Source organism: Blautia sp. 1001283B150304_161114_C9, from assembly GCF_015668165.1.
Lineage (GTDB): Bacteria > Bacillota > Clostridia > Lachnospirales > Lachnospiraceae > Blautia_A > Blautia_A wexlerae.
The window spans coordinates 45,974-62,088 of record NZ_JADPGO010000009.1 but is presented as its reverse complement, the minus strand read 5'-3'; the positions used below and the strand labels follow the sequence as shown (position 1 = coordinate 62,088).

Sequence of the window (16,115 nt, the reverse complement as noted above, 5' to 3'; positions counted from 1 at the left end):
AGATACGTTTTCCATAAACAATCTGCCGGACAGTTACTGCAAAACAATAATTTCACGAAAAAGAGGTATGATATGATTTCAGCAAACAATATTACATTGCGCGTAGGTAAAAAGGCCCTCTTCGAAGATGTAAATATCAAATTTACTGAGGGCAACTGCTACGGTCTCATCGGTGCAAACGGTGCCGGTAAGTCCACATTCCTTAAAATCCTTTCCGGACAGTTAGAGCCTACCAACGGTGACGTTGTTATCACTCCTGGCCAGCGTCTTTCTTTCCTGCAGCAGGATCACTTCAAATATGATGCATATACAGTTCTGGATACTGTTATCATGGGTAACAAGAGACTGTATGAAATCATGAAAGAAAAAGATGCTATCTATGCAAAAGCGGACTTCACTGATGAAGACGGTATCCGTGCCAGCGAACTGGAAGGTGAATTTGCAGAGATGAACGGATGGGAAGCAGAATCTGATGCTGCTACTCTTCTGAATGGTCTTGGAATTGAAACCGATCTCCACTATTCCCAGATGGCTGACCTTACAGGAAGTCAGAAGGTCAAAGTTCTTCTTGCACAGGCACTGTTTGGTAATCCGGACATCCTTCTTCTGGATGAGCCTACCAACCACCTTGACCTGCCGGCTATTGAATGGCTCGAAGAATTCCTGATCAACTTTGACAACACTGTCATCGTTGTATCCCATGACCGTTACTTCTTAAATAAAGTATGTACTCATACAGCAGACATCGACTACGGCAAGATTCAGCTCTATGCCGGAAACTACGACTTCTGGTTTGAGTCCAGCCAGCTCCTCATCAAACAGATGAAGGAAGCCAACAAGAAAAAAGAAGAGAAGATCAAAGAACTTCAGGAATTTATTTCCCGATTCAGCGCCAACGCTTCCAAGTCCAAACAGGCGACTTCCCGTAAGCGTGCCCTGGAAAAGATCCAGCTTGACGATATGCGTCCGTCCAGCCGTAAATACCCATATATCGACTTCCGTCCAAACCGCGAGATCGGTAATGAGGTCCTTATGGTAGAGAACCTTTCCAAGACCATCGACGGTGTAAAAGTTCTGGATAACATTTCTTTCACACTCGGACATGATGACAAGGTAGCTTTCGTCGGTGCCAACGAACAGGCAATCACTACTCTGTTTAAGATCCTGGTCGGTGAAATGGAACCGGATGAAGGAAATTATAAATGGGGTGTTACCACTTCCCAGGCATATTTCCCTAAGGACAACACTGCAGAGTTCGATAATGACCTTACTATTACAGACTGGCTGACACAGTATTCTGAGATCAAGGATGCTACTTATGTTCGTGGATTCCTCGGACGTATGCTCTTCCCCGGTGAAGACGGCATCAAACGTGTACGCGTTCTTTCCGGTGGTGAGAAAGTCCGCTGTCTTCTTTCCAAGATGATGATCTCCGGTGCAAACATTCTCATCCTTGATGAGCCAACCAACCACCTCGACATGGAGAGCATCACAGCACTGAACAACGGTCTGATCAAATTCCCGGGTGTTATCCTTTTCACTTCACATGACCATCAGTTCGTACAGACAACAGCCAACCGTATCATGGAAATCCTTCCAAACGGAACCATGATCGACAAGATCACTACTTACGATGAATATCTGGCAAGTGATGAGATGGCTAAGAAACGTCACGTATTCGAGATCAACGAAGAGGACGCTTCCGATAACTAAAGAATAAAATACAGGGTACGGCTTAGCCGTACCCTGTTATTTTATTCTGTCTTCATGATAATATCCGCCAGCTTTCCGCCTGTCACCTTAAGCAGATCAGCAAGAGGAACCTTCAGTGTCAGTCCGATACGGCCGCCACTCACATAAATCTCTTCAAATTCTCCTGCAGATGCATCAAACACAACAGGATAAGGTTTCTTCATTCCCAGCGGACTGCAGCCGCCTCTCACATATCCGGTAATCTTTGTGATATCCTTCACATGGATCATGTCCACTGTCTTCTCACCGACAGCCTTTGCAGCCGCCTTACGGTCAACTTCCTTTTCAATCGGAACTACAAAAACGAAATAACCGCCGCTCTTTCCTTCCATTACCAAAGTCTTAAAAGACTGGTCATAGGGTGCACCGATCTTATCCGCACTGTGGATCCCGTCAATAAATTCATCACATTCATAGGAGAACGCTTCATATTTAACCTTCTGTCTGTCCAGCATTCTCATTGCATTTGTCTTAGCTTCTTTTGCCATCTTCTCTCGCCTGTCCTTTCTGTCCTGTGGCATACATTTCTTCCTGATTTGCGGTATATTTTGCTCTAATTCGACCACCGCAGTCCGCCAATGTTCATGTGAGGTTACTTTCTCGTTTTTCTGTTTATTCTTCCTGAAAGTTGCTCCCTGTCTCTGTCCTGAGACTGCTCAAAACTCTGGTCTTGTCTCAGTTCCTGATTTCGCCTGTAAATCTGCTCAGTGTTTTCTTCATCAACCGGTTCTTCATTCTCTTCATCAGAAACCGGTTTGTTGATGGCAAACTGGATCAGCATACCCAGAACCGCAAACCCTACACTCATTCCCAGACCATAGGGGATATCTGCCAGATTTCCAAGCTGCGCAAGGGAAACCCCTGCCATAATACCACCGATCAGACTTGTAGCCACGATCAGCACTTCCCTGCAGTATTTCACTGCCATGGAACCAAGAGCTACGCCGATCAGAATACATGCAAAAAATACTGCAGAGCTGGTAGGATGCAGGAAATAAATACTGGCCGCCCAGCCGATACCTGCTGCCAGGATAAACACACCTGCCTTATAGATCAGAAATGCGATCACTGCGAACACAACTCCCGCCGCCAGTGCTGCGATCAGCATTGTTGATTTCTCCTGTATTCCCATTGTATGTACAACCACCAGCGCAAGACCGCCGCCTACCAGAAAACCTCCCAGCATCATCCAGAAACGCAGAAGCCTGTATCCCAGAATACAGTTCAGCACTCCAAACACAAGGATCACTGCAAATATTACCATCATAAAACGATTCACCAGATCTGAATCCATAAAACTCCCGGCAATACTCAGCGCATTTCCAAATATATCTGTCATATTAACCATAATTTTCAGTCACTCCTTTTAGTTATATATTTATAGCGTTCCTTATCATCAACTGACACATTTCTCTTAGAACCGCTGCACATCCTCGCGGGGCATTTATTTCAGTCGGAAATCAGACTACCACTGAGATAAGTTTATAATCAACTCACTGATAGAAGCGGGAGTCTTCTCAACTGAACTAACCCCGTCAGAACATGAAGTATAAGGTCTTCATATTGTCGATCACGCCGTAATGATAGGAAATCTGTGACAGCCCATGGACTTCCATATAATATTTTGCGATATCCTGGATATGATTACTGTCGATCAGATCCATATATGCCTCATCATAAGCCCCCTGGCTGCCAAACTTAAAGCGTACCACCGCAGCATCACTGTCAATGCGCAGTCTGCACAGGTCATATACACTGCTCCAGTCATAGGTATCAAAACAGGCGCCGTTTCTCACATAGAAATTCATGTCAGTCGCTGTACACACAGGAACAGGAAACTCATCAGAGGCCGTATAATTCTCCTCGTACTCCTGTGGGAACGGACACAGATAATCATAAATCGTTGTCTTATGCTCTGCCAGCAGCGTGGCATCACCCTCCAGAAAGTCCGGCTGGTCCCCATTGGTGGCATCCACATAATAATACTGTCCGTTCAGCTCTACAATATTCCAGGCATGTCCCTGGGTACTGTTTGTAGCATCACCCTCCACATAAATACAGGGGATATCCAGACGCTCCAGCAGATACTGCACTGCTCCCGCATAGCCCGCACATACCGCCTGTTTCTTCCAGAAAGCTCCTGCTATACTCTGGTCATCATCAGAGATCACATATTCTGTATTGTCTATGACATAAGTATAAACAGTCATTACCTTCGTGTAATCATCAGCACCATCCGGAATCTGCGATAACACCTCCTGATACGCATTCTCCATAGCCTGCGTGATCTCCTGTCTCTGCTCCTCTGTATAAGTATATCCCGGAGAAAACTGACAGTAATCTCTGCCCGAATAAGTCGTCTTATAAACTTTCTCCCGGTTATGTACCCAGAACAACTCCGGATGATCCTTCAGCACTGCATGATACACTCTGTCTATCTCATTATCTCCTGAGAGAGACAGATAAAATTTATCCTCAAAGCTTCTGATCCCTTCCAGGATCTCGCGGTAGCCTCTCTGTTCATCCTCATTAAGAAGGCCGAAATAATACTCCTGATGTCCTTCATCCGTCTGCGCTACCTCCTGCTTCTTAAGAGTCCTTACTTCCCCCGGTTCCTGCAAAGCTCTTCCGCCGATGATCAGTCCACCGGACAGAAGCACCACCACAGGCACCATAAGAATCAGACGCAGCCCGGAAAATCTCTTTTTGCTCATTCAATAATCCTTCTTGGTTATTATTCTATAAGTCTGATATTACATTACTATTTCATTCTGTTTTGTCACATTTAGAATTGTTATTCGTTACTGTTCACTCCGTTCACAGTAACTGTTATTCTAATGTATCTTATTATAGCCCAGAACACTTCTCCTTGTAAACCGATAAAAATAAGTTAACACTATTTTATAATAAAAATTGTCCTTCTTACAAGATAAACATTGCATATTTCCAATTAAAGAGATACACTAAAAAGTAAGTATAACTGCTCTGTATCCCATCAGACAACAGGATGTCGGACAGACATATACAAGTAACATATTGAGGGAGTATTGTAATAAATGAGCATCAAAATACCTATAGAAACTTCTGCCAGACATCTGCATATCTCGCAGGAAGATTTTGAAAAATTATTCGGAGAGGGAAGCAAACCACATTTTATCAAAGAATTAAGCCAGCCCGGACAATATCTGTGCCGGGAACGAGTAACTGTCAAAGGACCGAAAGGTACTTTCGAAAACATGGCACTTCTCGGTCCTTTCCGCAGCGACACGCAGGTAGAAATGTCCCTTACAGACACCAGAAAACTGGGGATTCCAAGCGTAATACGCCAGTCCGGTGATATCGAAGGAACTCCCGGCTGTATTTTATCCGGTCCATGCGGTGATATCGAAATCCCCAAAGGGGTCATCGTAGCCAAACGTCACATCCACATGACTCCGGATGAAGCACTTGCCCTGCATATCAAAGACAATGACGAAGTCTTCGTCCTGACCAAAAGCTACGGACGCGCACTTATCTACGCAGATGTAGTAGTCAGAGTCCACAGAAATTATCACCTGGCAATGCACGTAGACACTGATGAAGCCAACGCATTCAACAGCGATACAGAACCTTACGGCGTGATCGTCAGGTTCTTTGACAGTAACTTCAACACAGATAAGTGGATAGAAGACGAACTGTCAGGGATACGCAGATAAAATCCAACTTACCCGGCTAAAATAGCAGACGAATATAAAAAGGTTCCACAGTAACATTCAATTGATGACACTGCGGAACCAATTTTAATGCGTTTCAGCCAGCCATTCTTTAATCGTTTTTTCCGTTTCACCAAGGGTTCTTGCTATTCTTTCTACAGGTTCTCCTTCCTGCGCAAGCGAAATGGCTATGCTTTTTGCCTTTTTAATTCACCTTGCTTTTCACCTCGCTTTTCGCCAATCTTTTCATAAGTTGCCTGAAGTTTCTGTTCTTCTTCCTCTTTGTCATACTCAAATATACTCATGGCAATAATCTCCGCATTTCAAAAGCCCCGGACCGGGGTAGCTGTACTGTACCAGTCTGAGGCTTTCAGAATTTGGGGTTATAAAGTTTTTACCTCAATCCAGATCAAAGAGCTGTCGTTGACAGATGTTTATCTGTGCAATGGATTGCGCTTCTTTTTCCGTGCAGTAGTAAATGTACTTGCATGAAATTTTCGCATACAGGGTAACCTTTCCCTTGTAACCTGCACTTGTTTTTAAATAACTCTCATAGTTTTGTAGTTCATTCAAGGTAAAGTCATATACGTTTTCACTGTTAACATATACATATCCATCTTCATATTCTGCCTGCCTTTCACCAGCTTTATATACCGGAAGATGTATTTCTTTTACCTTTGTGTTTTCTCCTCCAATTCCTTCAACTTTTTTACCATCATCAGACTCTATGTACAATTGAAGTTCCAGGTCTTTTGTGTTTGTTCCGGCAAAGGAAGTACCAACCAGGTTGGAATCTGTCACTTCAAATGGAACTCAAGTGGTTTGTTTTTAATAAGCTCCTGGGATTCATTGAAGTTAACATTGTCAAGAGTGTAATAAACAGTCTTTTCCTGTGCAGCATTTCTGTCTGACTGCTTTACAAACATCAATTCCGGATTAACTGCCTGTGCATTATATGCGGCTATGATAGTATTGACAAACAACTTTTTCTTCATAAGATTACCATTATTAGTAACAGGTTTATAGATTATAATTTTTTCTTCTTCATACTTCCCATTCCTTTGTCAGATATGTGATTTTAGTGTAGCAAACGACAGATGGGATGTCAACCTGAGAAGATGAAGAAGCCATAGACTGGTGATTTCCAGTCTGTGGCCTGATTAGATTTATCAAACGGATATTCTCAAAATGCTTTAAGATCTTTAATAGTTTTCAAAGGCTTCTACAATTTTCTGCATATCGTCCGTGTTAAAGCGCTCATCACAGCTGACAGACATGATATGGGAATAAATATATTGAGCTCCTGGATAGTCTTCAACCTTTACAAAAGGTGGTACAGGCCAGTATACTTTAGGCGGAATGTGCCTGTCTGCCAGATGCTTGATAAGGGCGTCCCGATTTTCCACAAAGAAAGGGAAAAACATAGGACAGATATCATCTGAAAGATAAGGAAATACCGGGCGGATATCGGAGCGTTCCGGCAGGTGTTCCAGAAGGTAATGGTAATTTTCCTGGCGTTTACGGATCGCATCCCGGAATGGATAATGAAGAATCGTTTTAAGGGAAGCTTCATCCCCTTCCTGGATATCGAAAATTTCACGAAGCATAAATTCCGCTTTCCAGAAAACATCATTGCCTTCTTTATTATAGTCCTCATTTCCTGTATGCTCGTAGGTCTCTCGGGATTGAAGAGCCTGATCTCTAAGGGAAAACTGTTCTTTATTGATAGGAATAGGTTTTACGCCAAAGGTGCCCTTTCGCTTGATGGCAAGACCACCGGAGGCAACACCCATCCATTTTCGGAGACTGACGGCAATATAGTCAGAATCCGGACAGGCCGGCAATGGAGAAAATGCTGTATGGGTAGTATCCACTATTACAGAAACGCCACTGGCTTTACATTTTTTGACAAAGTTCTCATCATAGGTAGGATAACCATAGTATCCACAGACAAGGAGCACACTGATCTGCGGGATCATCTCTTCCTCAAACACAGGGGAAAGATTTTTGTCAAAATCATAATAATGAATTTCATATCCTGCTTTTACAAAGCAGCCCAGAACTGTTTCGCAGTCATAGGAAGGCAGATATGCCACACGCTTTTGATCTGTTAACATCAGATCCCTCAGACAGTAATAAATGGCACAACGGCCGGACATTAGATGAGCGGTGTCCCCGGGATCAGGGCAGGTATGCTCCACATAGTTGTTTGGCTCAGAGCCAACAGGTTGATAGGGGAAAAAGCCTCCAATTTCCATAGTAAAAACCTCCTTTAATTAAATTTATATATTATACTTAATATTTCAAAATATTTAACAAAAATGAAAGTAATGACTTTACAAAATCATTATAGCATGAATATTATAAAATATAAAGTAAAGTATATACTTTACTTAAAGATATTTTACAGGGAACGAAAAAGAGGCTGCTTATTGCTATTTTGGGGTAAAAAGAGTATACTTTAAAGTATTAAACACCAGAAGTAAAAACTATGAACACACACTCTTCCGGATATTACAGCATAGACAAAGACTATAATATCCTAAGCTATAACGACACTGCTAAACAGCTGTACCCCAATCTCCAGCCGGGGGTGAAATGCTATAAGGCACTTATGGGACTTGATTCCCCATGCCCGCCCTGCCCTGTAGCACTGGGGATACAGTGTGAAATTTAAATGGTCAGGTGGAAAAGAAAGTGGCGGAAAGAAACATCCTTTTAATATGAATGAAAATTTGATGGGACCACTTAATGATTCAAAATTATTGAAAAGCACATTGAATAACAACAATAATTTTGAACTTGATTCTAACGCTACAAGCTCAACAATGGTTCCTGCGATTTCAACATTAATAAAAAATGATAGTCTGCTAAAAAACGGTACCTGGGCATATCTGGGCAGTGGAAAGAATAAGAATAGACGTTATTTTTTCTGGACTTCTGTAAACGTTAGTAACTTTCCGACAGGGACAAAAATTCCTGTCATTATCTGCAGAGCAGATAATGAATACTATGTTTCCGAGTCAACAACTGCCGAGCGAACCGGAGATAAAATAACAACACTATACAAGGTAATTGCAGATCATCAGTATAATGCTGAGAGTTATCAAAAAATTGCTGATAAGGGTACGAAATATGATAGTTTACAAGCTGCTTATGATGCATACGTAGAGAAAATTACAGAAGATAGTAATTATTCACAATTCAAAGATACATTGTCGAAAAATTAAATCCCATAAGACAAATACACCAGTTTATGAGAAAAAAATCTCTCGTAGACTGGTGTATTTTTGCTTTTAATAGAATCATCCTATTCAATCTCAACAACAAGTCGATGCAGTCCAGGTCTCCAGCGCATCCCTATCAGGCGTATACCTTAAATTGCAAATAATATAACCATGATCAACTAATTATATAATCTGGCTTGACTTCATATAACAAAAGTGCTATTCCAGTCATCTATTATTCTGATTTGGATTGGCTTCATTTAATATAAGCGCTGTTGCGGTCAACTATAAATATGATTCGATTTGACTTTATTATATATAAGTGCTATTGCGGTCAACCTGAAACTTGTTTCGACTTGACTTCATTTAATACAAGCGCAATTCCAGTCAACCTAAAACTCATTTCAACTTGACCATATACTGCATAAGCGCAATCCCAGTCAACCTGAAACCTGCTTCAACTTGACCGAAAATAATAAAATTGCGCTCGCGGTCAAATCATACATTACTATTTACTTGGAAATTACTATAATCTAAAAGAAACTGTCGGATCATACCGCATCCTTATACACTCTTTGGATATGCATTGCCAGATATCCTGTCTCTGTTTCATCCAGCTTATGTCCAATACATCCTTCCAGGTTTTTACAGATGTCAGTGGCAACCTTATAGGCCTGGGGATACTGATCCAGCATATATTCATTCATGTCCAGATTCAGCTTCTCTCCTGTAGATGCACGCGCTACCATATACTTCATATGGTTCATCAGGCGATTATAGGACAGTGACAGTACATCGATTGGCTTACCTGTTGCTTTCTCGAGCATATCTATACACTCTCTCACTGCTCTCGCAGTCTGCATGGCAACAGATACCTTCTCGTCACCAATTGCAGAATGAATATGCAATGCCACATATCCAACCTCATGATCATCAATCTCTATCTGAAGTCTTTCTCTCAGAATTGTTTTCAGTGTTTCCGCAACTTTAAATTCACTGTAGAAAAGAACCTTGATATCCTCTGTCAGCGGATTGCTGATCTGCTCATTTCTGCGGATTCTGGCGACTGCAAAAGAAATATGGTCAGCAAGTGGAAAAAGAATTCCTCTGTCTATGGAATCTCCAAACACTTTCTGTGACTCTGTCAGAATTGCATCTGCAATCTCCAGATACTCCGGCTCTATTCCCTTTACCAGTTCCTTCGCAGATCCACGCTCTGTCTCCTGTTCCAGACGATATGTAGTGCATCCCTCCGGCTTATCAAAACGCTGGCTGACCTTTTTCCCAAAGCCAACACCCTTGCCAAGAATCACATACTCCTTGTTTTCATCCATATCAATGGCTATAACACCATTATTATTTAATACCTTGCTAACTCTGTACATCTCTGTCATAATCCCCTCTATAAAAATTTATTGCCATTATAACAATTTTCCCTTTGCCCTTAAAGCATGTTTGATATAGTTTACCATATTTTGAATAAGAATCCTACCCGTCACACAAATTTGATACATTTTTGATTCCCAGATTTCTCCTGCAAAAAGTCATGCTTTTCAATTCACATGCGTAAAAAAACAGCCAGATAATCAAGATATCATCTCTTTTGATCATCCAACTGTTTTTTGACATGTTTAACTTCGTTATTTCTATATTATAACAATATTATTCCAGTGTCTCCACCGCAAACAACGGTTCACCGGCCTTGATCTCACCGTTTGCCAGAAGTCTGATCCTCTGGTTGTCTTCCGGTTCAGTATCAAGGATAGGGGAAGTGATGGACGGAGCATTAGCAGTTAGAAACTCTAAATCCAGTTTCATCATCAGATCACCTTTTTTCACTTTCTGACCCTCTGTTACCAGGATTTCGAAGCCTTTTCCTTCCAGTTTTACAGTGTCGATTCCCATATGAAGAAGCATAGGGATACCGGAATCTGTCTGGAAACCTATAGCATGTTTTGTATCAAAAATAAACTCAACTTCACCGTCTGCAGGTGCATATACAGTACCTTCTGTTGGTGTCACCACTGCACCGTCACCCATCATTTTTCCTGCAAATCCTTCATCCGGTGCAGTAGAAAGATCTGCTGCGATTCCGTCTACAGGGCTGTAAATGATTGCTGTTTTTCTGATCTTTTCTTCTTTTACAGGTGCCAAGGACTGTGCTGTACCTGCATTTTTGTCCTCAACCTCTGCACTGTTCTGTCCATCTGCATTTCCTGCTGCAGCATTTTCCTGTACCTGTACATTATCCGGTGTCTCATCTGCGAATTCGTTGGGAGCAGTCTCCAGATATTCTTCCAGCTTCGCCTTGATAACAGTTACATGAGGTCCATAGATAACCTGTACGCCCTGTCCTTTTTTTACGATTCCTCTGGAATCTGTCTGTTTCAGAAGTTCATCACGAACTCTCTCAGGTTCTGCAACTGTGATACGAAGTCTGGTCGCACAACAGTCAACATCTACAATATTTTTCTTTCCTCCAAGACCTCTGGTGATCAGTTCACTTACCGGATCACCGGAGGTTGCTACAGCTGCACCGGCTGTCTTTCCGGCTTCTTTTCTTGCATTTACATCAGCTTTTGTATAAAGCTTTGTCTCTGTATCATCATCTTCACGTCCCGGAGTCTTGAAATTAAATTTCCTGATCATAAATGTAAAGATTACATAATACAGGATAAAGTAAATAATACCAACCGGAATGATCCTCAGCCAGCTTGTTTTTGCATTTCCCTGCAGGATACCAAAGAGGAACAGGTCAAGGAAACCGCCTGAAAAAGTAAGTCCTACTGCAATATTCAGCATATGTGCGATCATATAAGCCGCACCTGCCAGGATCACCTGCACTACGAACAGTGCCGGAGCTACAAACAGGAATGAGAATTCCAGCGGTTCAGTGATACCAGTAAACATACATGCCAGCGCTGCGGAAAGAAGAAGTCCGCCTGCTGCTTTTTTCTTCTCAGGTTTTGCACAGCGATACATAGCCAACGCTGCTCCCGGAAGACCAAAAATCATAAAGATAAACTCACCAGAGAAATATCTGGTTGCATCCGCACTGAAATGTGCTATATTTGCAGAATCAGCAAGCTGCGCAAAGAAGATATTCTGTCCGCCCTGCACCATCTGTCCTGCAACTTCCATAGTTCCGCCCACTGCGGTCTGCCAGAATGGCATATAAAATACATGATGCAGCCCAAAGGGAATCAGTGCTCGTTTAATAATACCAAAAATCAGAGTTCCCAGATATCCACTGCCTGTTACCAGACCGCCCAGAGCATAAATACCGTTCTGAACTACCGGCCATACAAAATACATCAGGATTCCCACAAACATATATACGATCGTGGAAATGATCGGTATAAATCTTGAGCCGCCAAAGAATGACAGCGCATTCGGAAGCACAATTTTATGGAAACGGTTATGAAGTGCCGCAACACCAAGACCTACGATAATACCGCCAAATACACCCATCTGCAGAGACTGGATCCCGCATACAGAGGTAATGGTTCCTTCCAGTACATCTGCTGCTATCTGACCGTCTGCTGTGATTTCATTGTTGATAAGAAGCATGGCACTGACAGCCACATTCATAACGAAATATGCAATCAGCGCAGAAAGAGCAGCAACCTCTTTCTCTTTCTTTGCCATACCAATGGCAACACCAACCGCAAAGATCAGCGGCAGATTGTCAAATACAGCACTTCCAACCTTGTTCATAATGATCAGAAGAGAATTAAGTAATGTTCCACTTCCCAGGATCTTCTGCAATCCATAGGTAGCGATAGTTGTTTCATTTGTGAAGGAACTGCCGATACCAAGCAACAAACCTGCAACAGGGAGAATTGCGATCGGAAGCATAAAGGATCTTCCCACACGCTGCAAAACTCCAAAAATCTTGTCTTTCATGTTCTTTTGTCTCCTTTTCCTTATTCGTGCGAATAAACCGTCTTGTTTCCGGGAGATTAAAACCTTCTGACATATGATTATTCCGCGTTTTACCACATAAAATACATCAAAAAAAGGCACTAACCCCCATAAACATTAAGAAATAACATTTATGACCGGTTAATGCCTGCCTGTCCAGTAACACACCAAATCTGTGCTATACTATAAAGGATTATTTATTCCCTGTCAAGATACTCAGGAAAATTTTTCACAAAATATTTTTGCATTTCATGAATCGATCTCTGTAATGACCATTTATTATTTTCAAAGCCGCAACATTCTCTGCATCCTTCTGATCTGATAGAAATTTATTGATTTCCCACTGCCGCAGGCTACACGTTCAACTCGATCACTCTGTCTTCCCATTTTAATCCATTCAGATCTACAGAAATGTGCACCCATTCATCGCTGAGTTTAGGCTCTTTTCAGGGGGATTTTATCTGTTTCTCTCTTCCAGATATTCCAGACATTCATTCACATCTTTAATACCACGTTCCTTGCGTACTTTATCCTGAATTTCCACCAGACATTCCAAAAGAAGAGGATTAAACATTCCGCATTCTCCATTTAGGATCATCTCCATTGCCTTTTCATGAGAATATGCTTTCTTATATACCCGGTCACTTACCAGGGCATCATACACATCTGCCAGTGATACCACCTGTGCAGATATAGGGATTTCTTCTCCCTTCAGGCCATCCGGATATCCTTTTCCATCATAACGTTCATGATGCCAGCGGCATATTTCATAGGCATATTTCATCATCTCTTCATCATGATACATTTCCAGCCTGTCAAGCATCCGGGCACCTATGATCGTGTGCTGTTTCATGGCTTCAAATTCTTCCTTTGTAAGCTTTCCGGGTTTATTCAGAATTTTTTCATCAATTCCAATCTTACCGATATCATGAAGTGCGGAAGCTGTGGCGATCATATGCTGCTGAGACCAGGAAAGATCGTAATTCTCTGATTTTCGCATCAATTTCTCCAGCAAAAGCTGAGTCAGAATATTAATATGCAACACATGAAGCCCGCTTTCACCATTTCGGAACTCTACAATCTGACTGAGAATCCCGGTCATCATACGGTTGTTTTTCTCTTTTTCATAAATCTGATCTGTTACCAAATGGATCAGACGCCTTTGTTTGGCATAAAGCTTGATCATATTGATAACCCGCTGATATACCACCTTAGCATCAAATGGTCTGCTTATATAATCCGAAGCCCCCAGTTCGTAGGCACGGCGGATATAACTCTCTGATCCTTCACTGGAAATCATGATCACCGGTATATCCTCGATCCATTTATCTCTGTTCATATAGGCGAGTACTTCAAATCCATCCATTTTTGGCATAATAATATCCAACAGAACCAATGAGATTTCAGGTCCATACTGCTCCAGTATCTTCAGAGCCTCTTCCCCGTCACAGGCCTCCAGTATCCGGTATTCTTTTCCCAGAATTTCCTTAAGTATCTCTCGGTTCATTTCAGAATCATCAACAACCAGAAGCTGGGGCCGGTTCCTTTTTTCCATCTCATCTGTATTTTTCTTCTGATCCCACCGAGTCACTACTATATTTTTATGTCCCTTGGCCATATACATAAGTCTGTCTGCTTTGGTGATCGCTTCCTCCAATCTGCCATGGGTAAACATAGCTCCACCAATGCTCACTGAAAGCTTCAGACGATTAAAACCCGGAATATGCGTCGCATGGATCTTCTCCTGGATCATACGGAGCTTCTGTGAAAAGACTTCCTTCTCAATTCCGGGCAGGATCAGCAGAAATTCATCTCCTCCATAGCGCACCAGAATATCCGTACGACGGATATAATGCCGAATTACATTCACTACGGTTATCAGTACCAGGTCTCCTCCATCATGACCATAAGTGTCATTGAACAATTTGAAATCATCCAGATCGATAACTGCAATTCCGGCATTCAAAGACATATTTTTGACTTTTTCCTCAAAATATCTGCGATTATACGCCCCTGTCAGCACATCCTTATACAGCTTTTCGCTATATACCGTCAGCTTTTCCGTCAGTTTTTCATATCCTTCCTCATCTGTCAGCGTGTTCTCGTCCAGCTTTTTCAGCATTTCCATTACATAAGGCTCACTGTCAATCTCCAGATACCTTGCAAATACCTGATACATATCAGAATCAAGAAATTCAATTTTGGATGTCTGTTTCTTCTCCTCTAGTGCTTTAAGGGAAATACAATTCTCACATCTTTTATCTTTATTCCAGAAAGCATAACACTGGCAAAGATTTTTTCTTCCCGTAAGCTTACTTTCCATTCCGGCAGTCTTCAGATCACTCCCTTTCAGGAGACGGACTACATCAAAAATCTCCCGAAGCACCTCCATTTTATTCTCTGCTTCCTGCATCGTCATTTGTTTCCACTCAATCATTATTCCCAGCCTCTCACGAACAACAGCTTTTTCTGCAATATAAACTTGTATTATTATACCACTTACTCATCATGCAGTACAACAATAATATTTTTTCTTAATTTCTTAATTTCATAAAGGGAGCGCCTCAAAAACAGTCCTTGAGGCGTGCTCCCAACCGGTTCTGACTCCAACTGCCTTATAAACATGCTTCAGCTTGACCTTATATAATAAAAGTGCAATCGCAGTCAACTATATTTGTAATTATGATTGACTTAAAATAATAGAAATACAATTGCAAGTCATCTATAAACAGGATTAAACTTGACCGTACATAACAAAAACGCGATTAAAGTCAATTATAATCATAATTATTCATGACTAAAAAGCCACAGACTGAGCGGATTCCAGTCTGTGACCTGATTAGATTTTTATACTTTCTTTAGAGGACTTTTAAAACATATTTTGTTTCTTTATTTTCCCGACAGGGGTGCGACCCCGCCAGACCTGTTCAGTATTAATACCAGTCCCGGCAGAGGGTTCTCCCCTAACTGCCTCTATCAGTTAACTCATGCCAGGTTTTACTATTCCAATTTGTTCTAAAACATGTTATACTCAAAAAGCTGTCGAACCTCCAGCAGAAAAGAGGTGGACTCCATGGAAGAAATTCTCACCACATTTCTTGTCTCTGTTATAGCAGGCGTAGTTAGCTACTACATATGCAAATGGCTGGACAGCAGACGATAGACAGCAACAGTCTAAACGGAATAGCTCACCGTAACGAGCAAGAAAGCCCCCAGAGCTGGCACTCTGAGGGTTTTTGTTTTGCTTCAAGGAATCTCACCACATTCCTTAGCTACTGTTAGTATATGCGCAATGTGCCAAAAAGTCAACTCAAAAATAGTGGGTGAAAGAGCCGCAGGCTGGATGGGTGCCAGTCTGTGGCTATCTTAAGATAATCTTATTTACCCTCCGTAGTTTTACATTGCAAAATCTTCTCCAGTTCAGCTACTCTTTTAAGTGCTTCTGTTGTCTCTTTTTGGGCCTTTATTTTTTCTTTTTCAGCAAAATCCGCTCTCTGACGTTCCCTTTCTGTATTTTTGC

The 16,115-nt window shown here is 41.8% G+C and carries 13 protein-coding genes; 4 read left to right on the top strand and 9 right to left on the bottom strand.

The genetic code is table 11. The annotated features are described in order from the left end of the window. Positions 1-72: 72 nt before the first annotated feature. Positions 73-1,713 (top strand): ABC-F family ATP-binding cassette domain-containing protein, encoded by a 1,641-nt coding sequence (locus I4V44_RS06675; protein ID WP_008703297.1) that lies wholly within the window; start codon positions 73-75, stop codon positions 1,711-1,713. A gap of 41 nt (positions 1,714-1,754) precedes the next feature. On the opposite strand, the gene ybaK is transcribed toward I4V44_RS06675, so the two are convergent. The 3 genes from ybaK to I4V44_RS06660 all read right to left on the bottom strand — a co-directional run bounded on the left by ybaK (position 1,755) and on the right by I4V44_RS06660 (position 4,466). Further along, positions 1,755-2,240 carry a Cys-tRNA(Pro) deacylase gene (gene ybaK, locus I4V44_RS06670; RefSeq protein WP_008703300.1) on the bottom strand — a complete coding sequence of 162 codons (486 nt, stop codon included), beginning with the start codon at positions 2,238-2,240 and terminating at the stop codon, positions 1,755-1,757. A gap of 104 nt (positions 2,241-2,344) precedes the next feature. Next, positions 2,345-3,100, bottom strand: a complete 756-nt coding sequence (locus I4V44_RS06665) for a TM7S3/TM198-like domain-containing protein (RefSeq protein ID WP_118586681.1) — start codon at positions 3,098-3,100, stop codon at positions 2,345-2,347. Positions 3,101-3,287: 187 nt separating this feature from the next. Next, positions 3,288-4,466 (bottom strand): transglutaminase domain-containing protein, encoded by a 1,179-nt coding sequence (locus I4V44_RS06660; RefSeq protein ID WP_118586684.1) that lies wholly within the window; start codon positions 4,464-4,466, stop codon positions 3,288-3,290. 342 nt (positions 4,467-4,808) lie between these two features. Here I4V44_RS06660 and I4V44_RS06655 point away from each other — a divergent pair, with 342 nt between their 5' ends. Beyond that, positions 4,809-5,447, top strand: a complete 639-nt coding sequence (locus I4V44_RS06655) for a PduL/EutD family phosphate acyltransferase (RefSeq protein ID WP_055059495.1) — start codon at positions 4,809-4,811, stop codon at positions 5,445-5,447. A gap of 396 nt (positions 5,448-5,843) precedes the next feature. Here I4V44_RS06655 and I4V44_RS06650 read toward each other — a convergent pair whose 3' ends face one another. From I4V44_RS06650 to I4V44_RS06640, 3 genes are all read right to left on the bottom strand, one after another. Further along, on the bottom strand, positions 5,844-6,245 hold the full coding sequence (locus tag I4V44_RS06650; protein WP_008703310.1) for a hypothetical protein: 402 nt from the start codon (positions 6,243-6,245) through the stop codon (positions 5,844-5,846). Beyond that, on the bottom strand, positions 6,242-6,439 hold the full coding sequence (locus I4V44_RS06645) for a hypothetical protein (RefSeq protein ID WP_147420604.1): 198 nt from the start codon (positions 6,437-6,439) through the stop codon (positions 6,242-6,244). The genes I4V44_RS06650 and I4V44_RS06645 overlap by 4 nt, the downstream gene beginning before the upstream one ends. 207 nt (positions 6,440-6,646) lie before the next feature. Further along, on the bottom strand, positions 6,647-7,702 hold the full coding sequence (locus I4V44_RS06640) for a hypothetical protein (RefSeq protein WP_008703315.1): 1,056 nt from the start codon (positions 7,700-7,702) through the stop codon (positions 6,647-6,649). A gap of 233 nt (positions 7,703-7,935) precedes the next feature. On the opposite strand from I4V44_RS06640, the gene I4V44_RS06635 reads away from it, so the two are divergent. Together I4V44_RS06635 and I4V44_RS06630 are read left to right on the top strand one after the other, a co-directional pair. Continuing rightward, positions 7,936-8,121 carry a hypothetical protein gene (locus tag I4V44_RS06635; RefSeq protein ID WP_008703317.1) on the top strand — a complete coding sequence of 62 codons (186 nt, stop codon included), beginning with the start codon at positions 7,936-7,938 and terminating at the stop codon, positions 8,119-8,121. Next, positions 8,111-8,674 (top strand): hypothetical protein, encoded by a 564-nt coding sequence (locus tag I4V44_RS06630; protein WP_008703318.1) that lies wholly within the window; start codon positions 8,111-8,113, stop codon positions 8,672-8,674. Before I4V44_RS06635 ends, I4V44_RS06630 begins: the two co-directional genes overlap by 11 nt. 548 nt (positions 8,675-9,222) lie before the next feature. Here I4V44_RS06630 and I4V44_RS06625 read toward each other — a convergent pair. From I4V44_RS06625 to I4V44_RS06615, 3 genes are all read right to left on the bottom strand, one after another. After that, entirely contained in the window at positions 9,223-10,056 is an 834-nt protein-coding gene (locus I4V44_RS06625) for a PRD domain-containing protein (RefSeq protein WP_008703319.1), read from the bottom strand. A 277-nt stretch (positions 10,057-10,333) separates the two neighbouring features. Beyond that, positions 10,334-12,577 (bottom strand): PTS transporter subunit IIABC, encoded by a 2,244-nt coding sequence (locus tag I4V44_RS06620; protein ID WP_118759345.1) that lies wholly within the window; start codon positions 12,575-12,577, stop codon positions 10,334-10,336. Positions 12,578-13,052: 475 nt separating this feature from the next. After that, entirely contained in the window at positions 13,053-15,032 is a 1,980-nt protein-coding gene (locus I4V44_RS06615) for a diguanylate cyclase (protein WP_118759346.1), read from the bottom strand. Positions 15,033-16,115: the final 1,083 nt, after the last annotated feature.